Raw genomic sequence first — 15,814 nt, forward strand, 5'->3', positions numbered from 1 at the left:
CCCTCATCTCCCGGAAAGTTCCTCCAGCCACTGCTGAAGCAGGGCGGACTCCGCTCTCGTGAGCGTGGGCGGCAGGTCGGCACGGAGACGGGCCGCGAGCGTGGCGGCCGCCGCAGGCACCGAGCTGTCCTCCCGTGACGCGTCGGTGCCGGCGGGCCGGGTCACCGAGCCCAGCACCGCGTCGCGCAGCCGCTGCGAGAACTTCGCGTCCGTGTACTGTTCCGGCCTGGTCAGCATCGACAGGGCCGCCCCGACGTTGGCGGACATGATCATCTGCGTGGCCAGGGCAGGCGGCACGGTCAGCCTCCCCTCGGCCGCGCAGCGTTCGAGGATGCCGTGCAGCAGGTCGTGCGCCTCCCTTGCCGCGGCCGGGGGCGCGGTCAGCTCGGGCGAGTACATCAGGCGGTAGTGGCTGGGGTGCTCCAGCGCGAAGCGCATGTGGGTGTCCCAGCCGCTTCTCAGGTCCTCGACCGGATCCGCGCTCGGCCGCGCCGCCCGCTTGGACGCGAGGTACTGCTCGAATCCCCGGTCCACGACGGCGGCCAGCAGGCCGGCCTTGTCACCGAAGAGCCGGTAGAGCATCGGCGCGCCCACCCCGGCCTTCTCGCACACGGCGCGCGTGGAGACATCGGCGGCCGACGCACCGGCCAGCAGCTCGGTGGCCGCTTCCAGGATCTTTTCCCTCGCATCCATGCTCCTACGGTACGGCATTCGTAGCACCGATACGAGGTCGGAGTTAGCATCGATACGCATCTGTGTTATCGTCGATACGAGCAAGTCGTAGCAGCGCTAACAAAGGACGCAGTCATGAGTACTCAGCCCCGTGCGGAACAGCGTGTCGCGGTCGTGACCGGCGGATCGCGCGGCATCGGGCGGCAGATCGCCGAGCAACTCGCCCACGACGGGTTCGCGGTCGTCGTCGGGTACGCGGGCAACAAGGCCGCCGCCGACGAAGCCGTGCGCACCATCGAGGAGGCGGGCGGCACCGCCCGCGCCGCCCGCGCGGACGTCGCCGACGAGACCGAGGTCGCCGCCCTGTTCGACCTGGCGGAGGCCACCTACGGCGGTGTCGACGCGGTGGTCCACTCCGCGGGCCGGATGCCCCTGTCCCCGATCGCGGAGCTCGACCTGGCCGAGCTCGACGCGCTGTACCGCACCAACATCCGCGGCACCTTCGTCGTCGACCAGCAGGCCGCGCGCCGGCTGCGTCCGGGCGGCGCGCTCGTCAACCTCTCCAGCTCGGTCGTCGGGCTCGCCTTCCCCGGGTACGGCGCCTACGCGGCCAGCAAGGGCGCCGTCGAGGCCGTGACCCTGATCCTCGCCCGTGAGCTCCGCGGCCGTGACGTCACCGTCAACGCCGTGGCGCCCGGCCCGACGGCGACGGACCTCTTCCTCGACGGCAAGGACGAGGAGACCGTCGCCCGCCTGGCGGCACAGCCCCCGCTGGAGCGGCTGGGGACGCCCCAGGACATCGCCCACGTCGTGTCGTTCCTGGTGAGCCCCGCCGGTCACTGGGTCAACGGCCAGGTGCTGCGGGCCAACGGCGGCATCATCTGACCCGCCTCCCGCGACCCCCCGCGTCCGGCACATCGACACCAAGTCCGCTCCCCACGGCGGATGTCCGACCCTCCGCCTACGATGCCCGGATGCGGCCCCGTTTCACCGGCACCTCCCTGATCACCGACGACGTCCCGGCGCTCGCCGCCTTCTACGCGCGCGTCCTCGACGCGGCGGTGGAGGGCGAGGAGCCCTTCGCCCGGGTGACCGTCCCGGGTGCCGTCCTGTCCTTCTTCTCCGCCCGGGCCATGGAGTCGATGGTGCCCGGGTCGACGGCCGCCGCCGCGAGCGGGAACTTCACCCTGGAGTTCCGGGTCACCGACGTGGACACACGCCATGAACGACTGGCGGCCCAGGGCGTCGAGATCCTCAAGCCGCCGACCACCCAGCCATGGGGCCGCCGGTCCGTGTGGCTGCGGGACCCGGACGGCAACACCGTCAACCTGTACCAGGAGGGCTGAGAGGACCCCCGGGCGGCGCCCGTTCAGGGGAACCCGGCGCGCGGGGCGCGTGGCAGCCGGCGCTCGCGTCGACACCTCACCCGTGACCCTCCCGCTGATCCCGCCCATGCTCGCCGTTCCCGGCACCCTGCCGCCCGCCTCGCAGGAGGCGCGCTGGGCCTACGAGACCAAGCAGGACGGCCAGCGGGCGGTGGTCTACCTCGCCGGGAACGGCGACGTGACCCTGCGCGCCCGGTCGGGGGAGGAGATCACCCGCGCCTATCCCGAACTGCGGTCGCTGGGCAGTGCGCTCGGCGTCACACCGGCCGTGCTCGACGGGGAGATCCTGGCGCTGGACGAACAGGGCCGCGCCGACTTCCAGTTGCTGCAGCCGCGCATGCAGTTGGCCCACGCACCCGGCAGAGCCGCGCGCAGGGCGGCCGAAGCACCCGTCCACCTCGTGCTGTTCGACCTGATGCACCTGGGGCGGCGCTCGCTGCTCGCCCATCCCTACGCGCAGCGGCGGGCGCGACTGGACGCGCTGGAGCTCTCCGGGCCGCACTGGTCCACACCCGCAGCCCTCGTCGGTCACGGCGAACAGGCCCTGCGTGCCACCCGTGAGCACGGCCTGGAGGGCCTGGTCTGCAAGCGGCTCGACTCGGTGTACGAGCCCGGAGTGCGTTCCCGCGCCTGGATCAAGATCCGCAACATGCTCAGCGAGGATGTCCTCGTGGGCGGCTGGCTGCCCGGCAAGGGGCGGCTCACGGGCCTGCCGGGCGCGGTGCTGGTCGGACAGCGGGGCGGCGGGCGGCTGCGGTACGTCGGCAATGTGGGCACCGGCTGGAGCGAGGCGGAACGGACCGAGCTCGCCTCGCTGTTGGCCGCCGCGGCGACGGACGTGTGCCCCTTCGACCCCGCGCCACGGGTTCCAGGCGCGCGCTGGGTGCTGCCCCGCCTGGTCGGCGAGGTCCGCTACAGCACCCGTACCCGGGCGGGGTTGCTGCGTCAGCCGTCCTGGCTGCGGCTGCGGCCCGACCTCGCGCCGGAGGACTCCTCGGCCGATCTCCCCGACGAACCGTCATGATCCGGAAATTGGGCGGCCCTTAACCGGAACGACGCCTTCGACCTCTTGGCGCGGACATGAAAAGCCGGGAAGCTGAACTCCCCAGTAACCCCACAGCCGTTGGGCTGCGCCCGGATCACGAGGAGGACGCAGTGGCGTCACCGTCGTTCAAGAAGCACCGCACGAGATGGTTCACCGGCCTGGTCGGCGCCGCCGCGCTCGTCGTCGCCTTCCCCTCCGCCGCGTTCGCCGCTCCGCCCAAGGCGCTGCCCGCCAACGCCGAGAGCGCCGAGTTCACGTACCAGCCGGCCTTCGACTACGACACGGACGGCTGCTATTCGACGCCCGCCATCGGTCCCGACGGCACGATCAACGGCGGTCTGAATCCGACGGGTTCGCTCAGCGGGGACTGCCATGACGCCTCGGACCTCGACAACACCAACACGTACTCGCGCTACAAGTGCAACAACGGCTGGTGCGCCTATATGTACGGCCTGTACTTCGAGAAGGACCAGGCGGTGGCGAACAGCAGCATCGGCGGACACCGGCACGACTGGGAGCACGTCGTGATCTGGGTGCAGAACGGCACGATCCAGTACGTGTCGACATCCAACCACGGCTCGTTCACGGTCACCGCGGCCTCCGGCGTCCGATTCGACGGCACGCACGCGAAGATCGTCTACCACAAGGACGGCATCAGGACGCACTGCTTCCGGCTGGCCAACTCCAATGACGAGCCGCCGGAGAACACCAAGGGCACCTGGCAGTACCCGCCGCTGGTCGGCTGGAACGGCTACCCGTCGGGGCTGCGCGACAAGCTGAGCGCGTACGACTTCGGCAGCGCCAACTTCGGCCTCAAGGACGCCAACTTCGCCGCCCACCTGTCGTCGGCGAAGCCGTCGGGGATCCCCTTCGACCCCAACGCCTGATCCGGTGACACGATCGGGCGCGGGACCTAGGTCCCCCATGCCCGCGGGTTCCGTCCCGCGCCCGATCCCGGCAGGCGGGCACCCGGCATAGCGTCCTGCTCATGGACACGACCAAAGCGAACGACAAGAGCGGGTACCTCGAAGAAGCCCTGGACCGCGTCCACGCCGCCGGCCCGGAGCGCGAGGGCTGGCTGAGCAACCACGCCCCCATGGTGGTCGAGGCGCTCGCCGCGCACGGGCAGGCCGGCTCGGTGCACCGGTGGCTGGACCTGTACCGGGACAAGCTGGAGGACTTCCCCGACCGCACCGCCCCCGTCACGGACGACAACTGGGCCGCGGCACTGGGTGATCCGCGCCGGATAGCGGACTGGACCGACTATTTCTCCCGGACGCTCGCCGAGCGCCCCTGGAAGGACGTCCTCGCCGAATGGTGGCCGCGCCTGCTGCCGGGCCTGTACGGCGGTGCCACGCACACGGTCATCCGGGTCGGCCACGCCGTCCGCGCCCTGGAAGCCGACGAGAACGCGCCCCGGCTCACCGAACTCGCACACGCCCTGGGCTACTGGGCGGCACGGCACCAGCCCGTGACGGGACTCGTGGAGCTGCCGGGTGCGACCACCGCGGCGGATGCCCTGAAAGCGGTACCGGCCATCGAGCCGGGGCACCTGGGGTTCCGCAACCGCCTGGCCGCCGTACGGCGACTGCCCGTGTGGGCGCACGAGGTCACGGACCCGGACACCGCGAAGGAGCGGCTGACCGAGCTAGTCCGCGCCGCGACCCACCGCTACGCCACCCACGGCCACGGCGAGCCGACCATGCTCGTGCACGCGGCCACGGCACCCAACGCCGTGCTGCGGGCGCTGGGTTCCCTTCCGCGCGACCAGTGGGTGCCGAGCCTGCACGCGGCCTGGACGGCGTCGGCGGCCGTCACGGCGATGTACGCGCCGGCGGCGCCGGTCGCCTACTCCCCTCCCGCGCGCCTCACCGCCGAGGAGGCCGTGGAACGAGCCCTCGCCCACGGCGACGAACACGTCATCAAGCTCACCGACACGGCTCTGGACATCGACGACGACCTGGCCCTCGCAGCCGCCCTGCGCTCGGCCGAACTCAGCGAGCCCCTCACCTGAACACCTCGGGCCCCGGATCTGCCTCGCCGGCGCCGTCGCGGCGCCCCGAACACTGGCCCCGACCGCGGTCCAGGTCTCAGGCACCGGCCACCACCGCGTCGCCGAGCAGCGTCATCGGGCTGCTGTCGGCCGGCGGTTCGCCGGCCACGGTCGCCGGGGTGCCGGCGGGCACCTGGCTGGGCGGCCACATCGGCTGGCGGGTGCCGTTCGCGGTGCTCGGCGCGCTGGCCGTCGTATCGCCGATCGTGGTGGCCCTGCTGCTGCCGACCTCGCCTCCGCAGGAGAGTCATTCCGCGTACGGGGCCACCCCCGACCGGCGCCGGTTCGCGGTCGTGCTCGCCACCACCGCGCTGTCGGTGACGGGGGCGTTCACCGGGTTCACGCACCTCGTGGCCTTCCTGGACGGGGTGAGCGGGTTCGGCCGGGACACGGCCTGGGGCGCGGACACGATCACCGGCGACGTCCGATGAGCGACGCTCCCCTCGAAAGAAGCGCTACTCCCTACCCGTTGAGCCCTGAGCGTCAAACACCGGACCTCCGCAGGGTCTATCGTGTCCCGCATGTCCCTCCCGGAACTGATCCGCATCGTCTCCCGTGACTCGCCGATGGCACTGGCCCAAGTGGAGCGTGTCAGAGGCGAGTTGGCCGCCCTGTACCCCGGTGTGCGCACCGAGGTCGTGCCGGTGAAGACGACCGGTGACAAGTGGATGGGCGACCTGTCCGCCGTCGAGGGCAAGGGCGCGTTCACCAAGGAGGTCGACGCCGCGCTGCTGGCCGGTGAGGCGGACCTCGCGGTGCACTGCGTGAAGGACGTGCCCGCCGACCGGCCGCTCCCGGCGGGCACCACGTTCGCGGCGTTCCTGAAGCGGGACGACATCCGTGACGCCCTGATCCACCCGGGCGGCCTCACCCTGGACGAGTTGCCGGACGGCACCCGCATCGGCACCTCCTCGGTGCGCCGGGTGGCCCAGCTCGCCGCCACCCACCCGCACCTGGAGTGCGTGCCGTTCCGCGGCAACGCCAACCGGCGCCTCGCGAAGCTCGCGGCCGGTGAGGCGGACGCCCTGCTGCTCGCGGTCTCCGGACTGGAACGCATCGGGCGCCAGGACGTGATCAGCGAGATCCTCTCCCCCGAGACGATGATGCCGCCGATCGGCGCGGGCATCCTCGCGCTCCAGTGCCGGGAGGGCGACACCGAGCTGATCGACGCGGTCAGCGCACTGGGTGACCCGGACACCTTCCGGGAGGCGACCGCCGAGCGCATGTTCCTGCACGTGCTCCAGGGCCACTGCAACAGCCCGATCGCCGGGTACGCGCGCATGGACCACGGCGGCGAACTCTCCCTGCGGGCCTGCGTGTTCACCCCGGACGGCAAGACCAGGCTGAACGCCCACGAGTGGGCGGGCCGACTCGATCCTGCCACCTTGGGCACCTCGGTGGCGGTGGCGCTGCTGCGTCAGGGCGCCCGTGAGATCATCGACGGCATCCCGCACTGAGGCCCGCGCGGGATCAGGCGGTGCCTTCTTCGGCCTGGTCCCGCAGGAAGTTGCTGATCTGGCAGGCCAGGCCGTCGCGGCCGGCGCCCACGTGTGCGGCCCCCTCGCCGAGTCCGATGCCGCCCGCCCACAGCCGCCGGTCGGCCCACTCGTCGTCGACCCGCAGCTGGATCTGCACGTCGATCTGGCCGAGGCTCGCCTCGGGTCCCGCCGCGAACAGCACGGCGGTGACGCGGCGCAGCGGGTAGACGTCGAACCCCTCGATGAACTGCGAGTTGCGCCAGTCGATGAAGGCGCTCTCGCCGTCGGGGCCGATCCGCACGTCGATCTGACCGTCCTCGAGATGGACGGTCGGATGACGCTCGCCACGGTTCTCGACGGTCACGCGGACGCTGAAATACGTGAGCCCTTCGGCCGCGTCGTCGCGTCCCCGCGGCGGCTCGGCCGCCTCCAGACGGTGGACGCGGACACGCAGACCGGCATGCTCGTCGTACTCCTGCCAGTCCCCGACCACGTTGGGCTCGTACACAGTGCACCTCTCCGACCTCAGAGAGCTGCTTCCTATCTGTGCGCTCGATGCACTGTCAAATGAGCAGAATGCGCTGTGGCCAGGGAATTCGCCCCCTTTGATCGCTGATCAAGCCGTGCGCAGGAAGAATCCGCCGGGCGGCCGGAAAAATCCTTCCACCGGCGTGCCGCACATCACGTTCGGCGCGCATGATCAACGGGCCAGCCGGCCGAGGAGCGAGGAGGCCGCGGTGATGCCGAGTGCGGCGGCCACGGCCAGCACCCCGAAGTCGAGCGCCAGATGGGCCGGCGTGCCGAGGAGGAGGCCGCGCAGGGCGTCGACTTCGTAGCTGAGCGGGTTCACCTTGCTGACGGCCTGGAGCCAGCCCGGCATGACGGACAGCGGGTACAGGGCGTTGGAGCCGAAGAAGAGCGGCATGGTGATGGCCTGCCCGATGCCCATCAGGCGGTCCCTGCTGAGCACGATGCCGGCGATGGTCATCGACAGGCAGGAGAAGAACGCCGAGCCGAGGATCACGATCACGCCGACACCGAGGAGCTTCAGCGGGTTCCAGGTCAGGGACACCCCGAGGAGGGCGGCGATGAGGATGACCACGACGGCCTGGATCAGCGACTTCACACCGGCGGCGAAGGCCTTGCCGGTGGTGAGTGCCGAGCGCGGGGTGGGGGTGACCAGGAGTTTGTTGAGGATGCCCGCGTCCCGCTCCCAGATGATCTGGATGCCGTAGAAGATCGCGATGAACATCGCCGACTGGGCGATGATGCCGGGCGCGAGATAGTCGATGTAGGGGATGCCCTCGGTGGGGATCGCCTTGATGCGGGTGAAGGTCTGGCCGAAGATCAGCAGCCACAGGGCGGGCTGGACCGCGCGGGTGTAGAGCTCGGTGCGGTCGTGGCGGAGCTTCTGCAGCTCCACCGCGCACATCGCCACGACCCGGGCGGGCAGCAGGCGCCAGCCCGCGCGGGGCTCCGGCGGGCGCAGCAGCAGGTTGATGGAGTTCGGCTCAGCCGACACGGTTCGCGGTGCGGCGGGTGCTTCGGACATCGCGGAAATCCCCTCCCTCGTCTTCGAGTCCGCTGCCGGCGACGTCACGGAAGACGTCCTCCAGGGTCGGCAGGGTGTCGGTGCCCCGCTTTTCGGCCAGTCCCCGCCTGAGTTCGTCGGGGGTGCCGAGGGCGCGGACGCGGCCGCCGTGCATGAGTCCGACCCGGTCGCAGTACTGGTCGGCCTCGTCCATGTAGTGGGTGGTCACGAGGACGGTCATGCCGGTGGCCTCGCGTACGGCGTTGATGTGCTCCCACACGCCGGTGCGGGCGATCGGGTCGAGGCCGATGGTCGGCTCATCGAGGATCAGCAACCGGGGCGCGCTGACCAGGGCCTGGGCGAGTTCGAGGCGGCGAACCATGCCGCCGGAGTAAGTGCCGGCGAGCCGGTCGGCGGCGTCGGTGAGGTCGACCGCGGCCAAGGCCTGGGCGACGCGTTCGGCGCGTTCCTTGCGGGCGACGTCGAAGACCCGGGCGAACAGCGTGACGTTCTCGCGGCCGGTCAGGTTCGCGTCGGCGGACAGCTGCTGCGGGACGTAGCCGAGCAGACGGCGTACGGCCATCGGGTCGTCGGCGGTGTCGCGGCCGAAGACATGGATCATGCCGGCCGGGACGGGGAGCAGGGTGGTGATGCAGCGGATGGCGGTGGTCTTGCCGGCGCCGTTGGGGCCGAGCAGTCCGAAGACCTCGCCCTCCTGGACGGTCAGGTCCAGCCCGGCCACGGCTTTCGTGTCACCGAAGGCGTAGGTCAGACCCGTGCAGGAAACAGCTTCGGGTGTCATGCGTCCTCGGCCTCCTCGTGCAGATGGGCGGCGAGCGCGCGCAGGGCGGGCAGCGCGGCGCGCAGGGCTTCCTGATCGGCCGCGTCCAGCCGGGTGACCTGCCGGCTCACGAGCGCGACCCGGCGCTGCTTCCAGTCACTGAGCCGCGTCTTTGCCTTCTCGGTGAGCAGCAGCCGAGCGGCGCGCCGGTCGGCGGGGTCGGTCTCGCGGACCAGGTGGCCCTCCTTGACGAGCTGGTTGACCAGGGTCGAGACGGAGTTTCCGGCCAGATGCAGCTCCTTGGCGGCGTCGGAGACGCCGATGCCGGGCCGTGACTCCACCAGGCGCAGCAGTTCGACCTCGGCGCCGCGCAGCCGCGGCACGGCCAGGCCGGCGCGCAGCCTGCGTCTGAGCAGCCGCTGGACGCCGACGAGCGCGTCGGCCAGCTCTTCGGGGAAGGTCTCGGGGTCCACACGACGAGATTACCTCTGTGTCAGAGGTAATCTCACCCAAAGACTGGTCAAGCACATATGTGATGATCTACGTCATTTGTTTTATTTCACCCGAAAGCGGGAATCCCTCCAGTAGTGCTTCGGACAGGAGGCACGTCCGTGGGAGCCCCGCCGAGCGGGTTCCGGATGTCTCCTGGATGTCATCTCAGGGTCCGAGTACGCGATCTCCCACGGTGTCTGTCCATCCAGCACCCGCTCCGCTCAGGGAGGTGCGCGACATGTCCGTCGCCACCAGAACGAAGCCGCATCCGCACGACGACGCCCCCGACACCAACGCGGCGTTCGAGCGGCTGGCGCAGCTGTCGGACGGTCCGGAGCGCAAGGCCCTGCGGGACGAGCTCGTGGAACTCTGGCTGCCCATGGCCGAGCGGATCGCCGTCCGCTTCCGGGGCCGCGGGGAGTCCCTCGAGGACCTCTACCAGGTGGCCGCCCTCGGGCTCGTCAAGGCCGTCGACCACTACGACCCGGCACGCGGCAGTGCCTTCGAGGCGTACGCGGTGCCGACCGTGACCGGCGAGATCAAGCGGCACTTCCGCGACCACATGTGGACGCTGCACGTGCCGCGCCGGGTGCAGGACCTGCGCAACCGGGTCCGGCAGGCCTCGAAGGAGCTCTCGCAGACGCCCGGACAGGCGCCCACCGTCGCCGAGATCGCCGAGCTGGCACATCTGACGGAGGACGAGGTGCGCGCCGGTGCGGAGGCGCTGGAGTGCTTCTCGGCGCTGTCGCTGGAGGCGGAGATGCCCGGCACCGATGGCTACGCCCTGGGTGACGCGCTCGGCTGCCCCGACCCCGGCTTCGACGTGGTCGTCGACCGGGTGGCCGTCGGGCCCTGTCTCAAAGCCCTGCCCGAGCGCGAGCGGACCATCCTGTACCTGCGCTTCTTCCGGGGGATGACACAGAGCAGCATCGCCGAGGAACTCGGCATCTCGCAGATGCATGTCTCCCGGCTGCTCAGCACGTGCTTCGCCCAGCTGCGCGAGGAGGTCCTGGCCGACGCCGGTTGACCGAGCCCTGACGAGCCCTCGCGGCGGAGTCACGCGGGCGGCGCCCCCGGGATTTGCGTCGGGCCGTAACGGTCGAGAGCGTCCTCCAGCTCCACGCGGATCTCCGGGGGGATCTCTCCGGACCGTCCCCAGATGAGGATCAGCTCCGCGACGTTGCGCAGTTTGATGTTCGTGTGCTGGGAGACGTCCTTCAGCACTTCCCAGCCGACGTCCGGGGCGATTCTGCCGAGCGCGACGACCATGCCGATGGCCTGGTCCACGACCGCGTGCGAGGCGACCGCCTCCTTGAGCTGGCCGATCTCCTCCTGCAGCGCGAAGATCCGGTCCGACTCGTCGGCGGGTTCGTTCGGTACGACTGGCACGCCTCCATCGTGTCACCGGGGCGGGCCCGCGCCACCGGACGCAAGGGAACGGGCCACCGTTTCGGCACCACCCCCGGGGTACTCGGCAGGCGCCCGAGGCGGTTCCGGACGGACACTGGGGGAAGACCGCCCGGTGGCCGCCGGCCGACGAGAGCAGGACGCGACTGCCATGAACCACGATCCGAGACATCCCACCGCGACCGCGGACGTCGTCTCCACACACCATGTGTTCGGCGCCCCCTGCTGGGTGAGCCTGACCAGCCGCGACCAGCAGACCACGGAGGACTTCTACGGAGCCGTCCTCGGATGGGAGTGGAAGCCCGCGAAGCTCGGCGAGCGCTTCCGGGTCGCACTGGCGGACGGCACACCGGTCGCCGGGATCGCGGCGGTGGCATCGATGTGGCAGATGGCGGTGGCCTGGACGCCGTACTTCGCGGTGCCCAGCGCGGACGAGGCGGCGGCCCGCGTACAGGAACGCGGCGGCACCCTCGCGGTCGGCCCGCTGTCCTTCCCGCCCGGCCGGGCGGCCCTGCTCTCCGACCGCGACGGAGCGACCTTCGGCGTCTGGGAGGGCGACCTCGTCGCGAGCTGGGACATGTGGCGACGCGCCCAGCCGGCCTTCGTCCGACTGCACACCCGCGACGCCTTCGACGCTGCCATCTTCTACGGCGAGGTCCTCGACTGGGCGACGGAGCGCCCCGACTGCTGCGAGGTCCGCTACGAGGGCGGCGAGGTGGTGCTGCGCAGCGGCGGCGACGTGGTGGCGCGCATCGAGTCGGGGGCGCTGGGCTCGGCCCCCGACCCCCGGATCCGGCCGCACTGGCAGGTCCACTTCGCGGTCGCGGACGTGGCGGCCTGCGCCAAGGCGGCGGAGGTCCACGGGGGCAGTGTGCTCTCGCACGACAGCACCGAGGCCGTCCTGCGCGACCCCGACGGCGCCCAGTTCACGGTGACCTCGCGCCGCTCGCACTGAGGGCGGGGCCCACGGCCCCGCCCTTCACCGTCCCGCGCGGGACGGCCTTCACGCCCCCGCGCGGGACGGCCTCGACAGCAGCACCAGGCTGCGCGCCTCGACCGTCATCTCCGTGCCGGCCTTGTGTTCCGCCTCGTCGGCACCCTGGGGTTCGGCCGTGTCGAGGACGGTCGTCCAGCGCTCGCCGTAGGCGGGGTCCGGCAGCCGGAAGTCGACGGGCTCCCAGTGGCCGTTCAGGAGCAGCAGGAAGGAGTCGTCGACCACCCGGTTTCCGCGCGCGTCGGGTTCGGCGATGGCGTCGCCGTTGAGGAAGACACCGACCGCGTGCGCGTCGGAGCGCTGCCAGTCCGCCTCGGCCATCTCGCGGGCGTCCGGCAGCAGCCAGACCAGGTCGGGCAGTGGCTGTCCCGCGTGGGTCACGGTCTCGCCGCGGAAGAAACGGCGCCTGCGCAGCACGGGATGGGCCGCGCGCAGACCGATCACGTACCGCGTGAAGTCGGCGAGGTCACGTTGCTCCTCGCTCAGCTCCCAGTCGATCCAGGAGACCTCGTTGTCCTGGCAGTAGGCGTTGTTGTTGCCGCCCTGCGTGCGGCCGAGTTCGTCGCCGTGACAGAGCATCGGGATGCCCTGGGAAAGCAGCAGGGTGGCGAGGAAGTTGCGCTGCTGGCGGGCCCGCAGCTCCAGGACCGTGGAGTCGTCGGTGTCGCCCTCGGCCCCGCAGTTCCAGGACCGGTTGGTGCTCTCGCCGTCCTGATTGTCCTCGCCGTTGGCCTCGTTGTGCTTGTCGTTGTAGGAGACGAGGTCGCGCAGGGTGAAACCGTCGTGCGCGGTCACGAAGTTGACGCTGGCGCGCGGCCGTCGCCTGCTGTGCTGGTACAGGTCGGAGGAGCCGGTCAGCCGGGAGGCGAACTCACCGAGCGTGTGCGGCTCGCCCCGCCAGAAGTCCCGTACGGCGTCCCGGTACTTGCCGTTCCACTCCGACCACAGCGGCGGGAAGTTGCCGACCTGGTACCCGCCCTCCCCCACGTCCCACGGCTCGGCGATCAGCTTGACGCGGCTGATCACCGGGTCCTGCTGGATGAGGTCGAAGAACGCCGACAGCCGGTCCACCTCGTGGAACTGCCGGGCCAGGGTGGCCGCGAGGTCGAAGCGGAAGCCGTCGACATGCATCTCGGTCACCCAGTACCTGAGCGAGTCCATGATCAGCTGGAGCACGTAGGGGTGCCGCATCAGCAGGCTGTTCCCGGTGCCGGTGGTGTCGTAGTAGTGCTGCCAGTCGCCGTCCACCAGCCGGTAGTACGAGGCGTTGTCGATGCCCCGGAAGGAGAGCGTGGGTCCCTTGTCGTTGCCCTCGGCGGTGTGGTTGTAGACGACGTCGAGGATGACTTCCAGGCCGGCCGCGTGCAGCGCCTTCACCATCGCCTTGAACTCGGTGACCTGCTGGCCGCGGGTGCCGTGGGCGGCGTAGGCGTTGTGGGGCGCGAAGAAGCCGATCGTGTTGTAGCCCCAGTAGTTGGCGAGGCCGCGGTCCTGGAGCACCCCGTCGTGCACGAACTGGTGCACCGGCATCAGCTCGACGGCGGTCACGCCGAGCGAGGTCAGGTGGTCGAGCACCGCGGGGTGCGCGAGACCGGCGTAGGTGCCGCGCAGTTCCGGCGGGACGTCGGGGTGGGTGCGGGAGAGTCCGCGGACATGGGCCTCGTAGATCACACTGTCGGCGTAGGGCCGCCGGGGCGGCCGGTCGTCGCCCCAGTCGAAGGCCGGATCGGTGACCACGCCCAGCATGGTGTGCCCGGCGCTGTCGGCCTCGAGGGTGTGCAGCGAGGGGTGGCTGTCCACCTGCCCGTCCACCGCCTTGGCGTACGGGTCGAGCAGCAGCTTCGACGGATCACACCGATGGCCGAACGAGGGCTGCCAGGGCCCGTGCACCCGATAGCCGTAACGCTGCCCCGGCCCGACGCCCGGCACGAAGCCGTGCCACACGAAGCCGTCGACCTCGGTCAGCGGGACGCCGGTGTGGGCGCCCCGCTCGTCGACCAGCACGAGTTCGACCCGCTCGGCCACCTCGCTGAACAGCGCGAAGTTGGTGCCCTCGCCGTCGAACGACGCGCCCAGCGGGTAGGGGTGCCCGCTCCAGGCCGGCACCCGCTTCCCGCTCTTGACCTGCTTCTTCCTGGACGACGGCACGCTCAGCACCCGCCGTCGACGACGGCTGCGGCCAGGGCCGTGACCGGCATCTCGCGCGGCACCTGGAGCACCTCCCGCAGGCTGGGGGCCGGAGCCGTCGGCACGAGCGGGACGCGCTCGCCGGCGCGGGCCCGCTGCGAGAACCAGATGACCTTGCTGCCGGTGCCGGTGGCACAGCAGCCCCAGCCGTCGCTCATCGCGGCGATGCGCTCCAGGCACGCGCGCAGATCCAGGTCCGGGCGCAGGTCGCAGTCGTTCTCGGCGACGGCCGTGATGAGGTGCTGACCGTTCCACCACAGCTCGATCGAGGTGTTCTTGTCCGTCGCGTGCTCGTCGATGGCCTTGAGCAGCAGTTCGGTACCACGACAGACGGGCTCGACCAGGGTCTCCAGGTCCCAGAGCCGTAGGTGGGCGGCCAGGATGCGCCTGACCTGCCCGACCCGTTCCGGGCTGACCTCCACGTCGAGGTGGTAGTAGCAGGGCACTGCGGTCTTCATCGTCGCTCGCTCCTCACCGCGAAGCTCCCGCTCCTCCCGGCCCCCGCGGGACCGGACCCCGAAACACGGAGCGTGAGTGCTGATCGCTTCAGAGTGACTCCAGAGTGGGAGTCCTACGCCATTCGTGCAACACGAGCGACCGGTGAGGTGGTTGAAGAGCCAACAAGACGCTGAGTCGTTACCCGTGCACCATGAGTGAAGATCTCGCGAGTCCCGGATCTGCTCCTGCCCCCGAAAGGTGAACGGCGCCATGCTGCTACCGGCCAAAGCCGAAGTCGCCCGGCAACTGCGGCGCTATCGCGCCTGGGAGCGCGTCATGCTGGCCTCCCCCGCCGATCGCGATGTCCGGGCCACCTTCGAGGACTCGGGCTACACGCTGTGCGTGCTGATGGGCAAGCGCTGCGCGCGTGAGGCGGCCGAGGCGGCCGAGCGCTATCTGCGCAGCAGCTTGGGGGCCTATCTCCAGGAGCAGAGCGACCTCCCCCGGACGGGTTCCGTCGCGCGACGTGGTCCGCCGAGATCCGCGGAACGTTCCCCCGCCGGGAGGTGACACCCTCCGGCGCAGCTTGGATCCCCGGCCGGGCGCAGTCAGCGCCCGGCCTCGAGCACGGCGGAGGCGAGAGCATGAGTTCCACCCCGGTCATCGGCCGCATCCCGGTACGGGACGTCCGCCCTGCCGTGGAGTCCGGCAGGCGCCCGGCGAAGGCGGTCGTCGGAGAGACGTTCGAGGTCACCGCGACGGTGTTCCGCGAGGGCCATGACGCCGTCGCCGCGAACGTCGTCCTGACCGACCCGGAAGGACGGCACGGCCCGTGGACGCCGATGCGGGAGCTGGCCCCCGGCAGCGATCGCTGGGGCGCGGAGGTCACTCCGGACGTCGAGGGCCGCTGGACGTATCGCGTGGAGGCCTGGAGCGATCCGATCGGCACCTGGCGTCAGATCGCCCGCATAAAGGTTCCTGCCGGTCTCGACACCGGACTGGTCCTGGAGGAGGGCGCCGAGCTCCACACCCGCGCGGCTGCGGGTGTCCCGGAGGGGCCGCAGCACGCGGTGCTGCTGGCCGCGGCGAAGACGCTGGCGGACGACTCCCTGCCGGTCGCCACCCGACTGGCGGCGGCTCTGACCCCGGATGTGGACGCGGTGCTCGCCCGCCATCCGTTGCGGGAGTTGATCACGGCGTCGGAGACGCTGCCGCTGCTGGTGGAGCGGGAGCGGGCGTTGTTCGGGTCGTGGTACGAGTTCTTCCCGCGGTCGGAGGGCACCGCGGAGCGGCCGCACGGCACGTTCCGTACGGCGGCCCGCCGGCTGCCGGCGATCGCCGCGATGGGCTT

At 71.0% G+C, this 15,814-nt stretch carries 18 protein-coding genes and 1 pseudogene; 11 read left to right on the forward strand and 8 right to left on the reverse strand.

Features of this window, described 5'->3' with window-relative positions:
• Nucleotides 1–3: 3 nt before the first annotated feature.
• The gene (locus ABZT06_RS47380) at nucleotides 4–693 is read right to left on the reverse strand and encodes a TetR/AcrR family transcriptional regulator (RefSeq protein WP_355755399.1); all 690 of its coding nucleotides are present in this window, start codon (nucleotides 691–693) and stop codon (nucleotides 4–6) included.
• A 114-nt stretch (nucleotides 694–807) separates the two neighbouring features.
• On the opposite strand from ABZT06_RS47380, the gene ABZT06_RS47385 reads away from it, so the two are divergent.
• The 7 genes and pseudogenes from ABZT06_RS47385 to hemC all read left to right on the forward strand — a co-directional run bounded on the left by ABZT06_RS47385 (nucleotide 808) and on the right by hemC (nucleotide 6,612).
• On the forward strand, nucleotides 808–1,557 hold the full coding sequence (locus tag ABZT06_RS47385; RefSeq protein WP_355755401.1) for an SDR family oxidoreductase: 750 nt from the start codon (nucleotides 808–810) through the stop codon (nucleotides 1,555–1,557).
• 89 nt (nucleotides 1,558–1,646) lie between these two features.
• Nucleotides 1,647–2,018, forward strand: coding sequence for a VOC family protein (locus ABZT06_RS47390; protein WP_355755403.1), 372 nt, complete (start codon nucleotides 1,647–1,649; stop codon nucleotides 2,016–2,018).
• A gap of 82 nt (nucleotides 2,019–2,100) precedes the next feature.
• Nucleotides 2,101–3,081, forward strand: a complete 981-nt coding sequence (locus tag ABZT06_RS47395) for an ATP-dependent DNA ligase (protein WP_355755406.1) — start codon at nucleotides 2,101–2,103, stop codon at nucleotides 3,079–3,081.
• A 131-nt stretch (nucleotides 3,082–3,212) separates the two neighbouring features.
• Complete coding sequence (locus ABZT06_RS47400; RefSeq protein WP_355755408.1) at nucleotides 3,213–3,989, forward strand: NPP1 family protein; 777 nt, start codon at nucleotides 3,213–3,215, stop codon at nucleotides 3,987–3,989.
• 101 nt (nucleotides 3,990–4,090) lie between these two features.
• Nucleotides 4,091–5,116, forward strand: coding sequence for a questin oxidase family protein (locus ABZT06_RS47405; RefSeq protein WP_355755410.1), 1,026 nt, complete (start codon nucleotides 4,091–4,093; stop codon nucleotides 5,114–5,116).
• A 110-nt stretch (nucleotides 5,117–5,226) separates the two neighbouring features.
• A pseudogene (locus tag ABZT06_RS47410) lies at nucleotides 5,227–5,544 on the forward strand (MFS transporter); the annotation flags it as partial.
• Between the two features lie 132 nt (nucleotides 5,545–5,676).
• Complete coding sequence (gene hemC, locus ABZT06_RS47415) at nucleotides 5,677–6,612, forward strand: hydroxymethylbilane synthase (protein WP_355755412.1); 936 nt, start codon at nucleotides 5,677–5,679, stop codon at nucleotides 6,610–6,612.
• Between the two features lie 13 nt (nucleotides 6,613–6,625).
• On the opposite strand, the gene ABZT06_RS47420 is transcribed toward hemC, so the two are convergent.
• The 4 genes from ABZT06_RS47420 to ABZT06_RS47435 form a co-directional block, all read right to left on the reverse strand.
• Nucleotides 6,626–7,141: a hypothetical protein gene (locus tag ABZT06_RS47420; protein ID WP_355755414.1), complete on the reverse strand. Its 516-nt coding sequence runs from the start codon at nucleotides 7,139–7,141 to the stop codon at nucleotides 6,626–6,628.
• Between the two features lie 192 nt (nucleotides 7,142–7,333).
• Nucleotides 7,334–8,185, reverse strand: coding sequence for an ABC transporter permease (locus tag ABZT06_RS47425; protein WP_355755417.1), 852 nt, complete (start codon nucleotides 8,183–8,185; stop codon nucleotides 7,334–7,336).
• Nucleotides 8,145–8,966: an ATP-binding cassette domain-containing protein gene (locus ABZT06_RS47430; RefSeq protein WP_355755419.1), complete on the reverse strand. Its 822-nt coding sequence runs from the start codon at nucleotides 8,964–8,966 to the stop codon at nucleotides 8,145–8,147. The genes ABZT06_RS47425 and ABZT06_RS47430 overlap by 41 nt, the downstream gene beginning before the upstream one ends.
• Nucleotides 8,963–9,418: a MarR family transcriptional regulator gene (locus tag ABZT06_RS47435; RefSeq protein WP_355755421.1), complete on the reverse strand. Its 456-nt coding sequence runs from the start codon at nucleotides 9,416–9,418 to the stop codon at nucleotides 8,963–8,965. Before ABZT06_RS47435 ends, ABZT06_RS47430 begins: the two co-directional genes overlap by 4 nt.
• 257 nt (nucleotides 9,419–9,675) lie before the next feature.
• On the opposite strand from ABZT06_RS47435, the gene ABZT06_RS47440 reads away from it, so the two are divergent.
• Nucleotides 9,676–10,464: an RNA polymerase sigma factor SigF gene (locus tag ABZT06_RS47440; RefSeq protein WP_355755423.1), complete on the forward strand. Its 789-nt coding sequence runs from the start codon at nucleotides 9,676–9,678 to the stop codon at nucleotides 10,462–10,464.
• Between the two features lie 29 nt (nucleotides 10,465–10,493).
• Here the strand turns inward: ABZT06_RS47440 and ABZT06_RS47445 are convergent, their stop codons facing one another.
• Nucleotides 10,494–10,826 carry an ANTAR domain-containing protein gene (locus ABZT06_RS47445; protein WP_355755425.1) on the reverse strand — a complete coding sequence of 111 codons (333 nt, stop codon included), beginning with the start codon at nucleotides 10,824–10,826 and terminating at the stop codon, nucleotides 10,494–10,496.
• Nucleotides 10,827–10,995: 169 nt separating this feature from the next.
• Here ABZT06_RS47445 and ABZT06_RS47450 point away from each other — a divergent pair, with 169 nt between their 5' ends.
• The gene (locus tag ABZT06_RS47450; protein ID WP_355755426.1) at nucleotides 10,996–11,799 is read left to right on the forward strand and encodes a VOC family protein; all 804 of its coding nucleotides are present in this window, start codon (nucleotides 10,996–10,998) and stop codon (nucleotides 11,797–11,799) included.
• 48 nt (nucleotides 11,800–11,847) lie between these two features.
• Here the strand turns inward: ABZT06_RS47450 and glgX are convergent, their stop codons facing one another.
• Together glgX and ABZT06_RS47460 are read right to left on the reverse strand one after the other, a co-directional pair.
• Nucleotides 11,848–13,944 (reverse strand): glycogen debranching protein GlgX, encoded by a 2,097-nt coding sequence (gene glgX, locus ABZT06_RS47455; protein ID WP_355755439.1) that lies wholly within the window; start codon nucleotides 13,942–13,944, stop codon nucleotides 11,848–11,850.
• A gap of 44 nt (nucleotides 13,945–13,988) precedes the next feature.
• Nucleotides 13,989–14,483 (reverse strand): pep a2, encoded by a 495-nt coding sequence (locus tag ABZT06_RS47460; RefSeq protein WP_355755428.1) that lies wholly within the window; start codon nucleotides 14,481–14,483, stop codon nucleotides 13,989–13,991.
• A gap of 250 nt (nucleotides 14,484–14,733) precedes the next feature.
• Here ABZT06_RS47460 and ABZT06_RS47465 point away from each other — a divergent pair, with 250 nt between their 5' ends.
• Nucleotides 14,734–15,033 (forward strand): DUF5133 domain-containing protein, encoded by a 300-nt coding sequence (locus ABZT06_RS47465; RefSeq protein WP_355755430.1) that lies wholly within the window; start codon nucleotides 14,734–14,736, stop codon nucleotides 15,031–15,033.
• Nucleotides 15,034–15,107: 74 nt separating this feature from the next.
• On the forward strand, nucleotides 15,108–15,814 hold a 707-nt coding region (locus ABZT06_RS47470), incomplete at its 3' end, for a maltotransferase domain-containing protein (protein WP_355755432.1).

Source organism: Streptomyces sp. NPDC005483 (assembly GCF_040606035.1).
GTDB lineage: Bacteria > Actinomycetota > Actinomycetes > Streptomycetales > Streptomycetaceae > Streptomyces.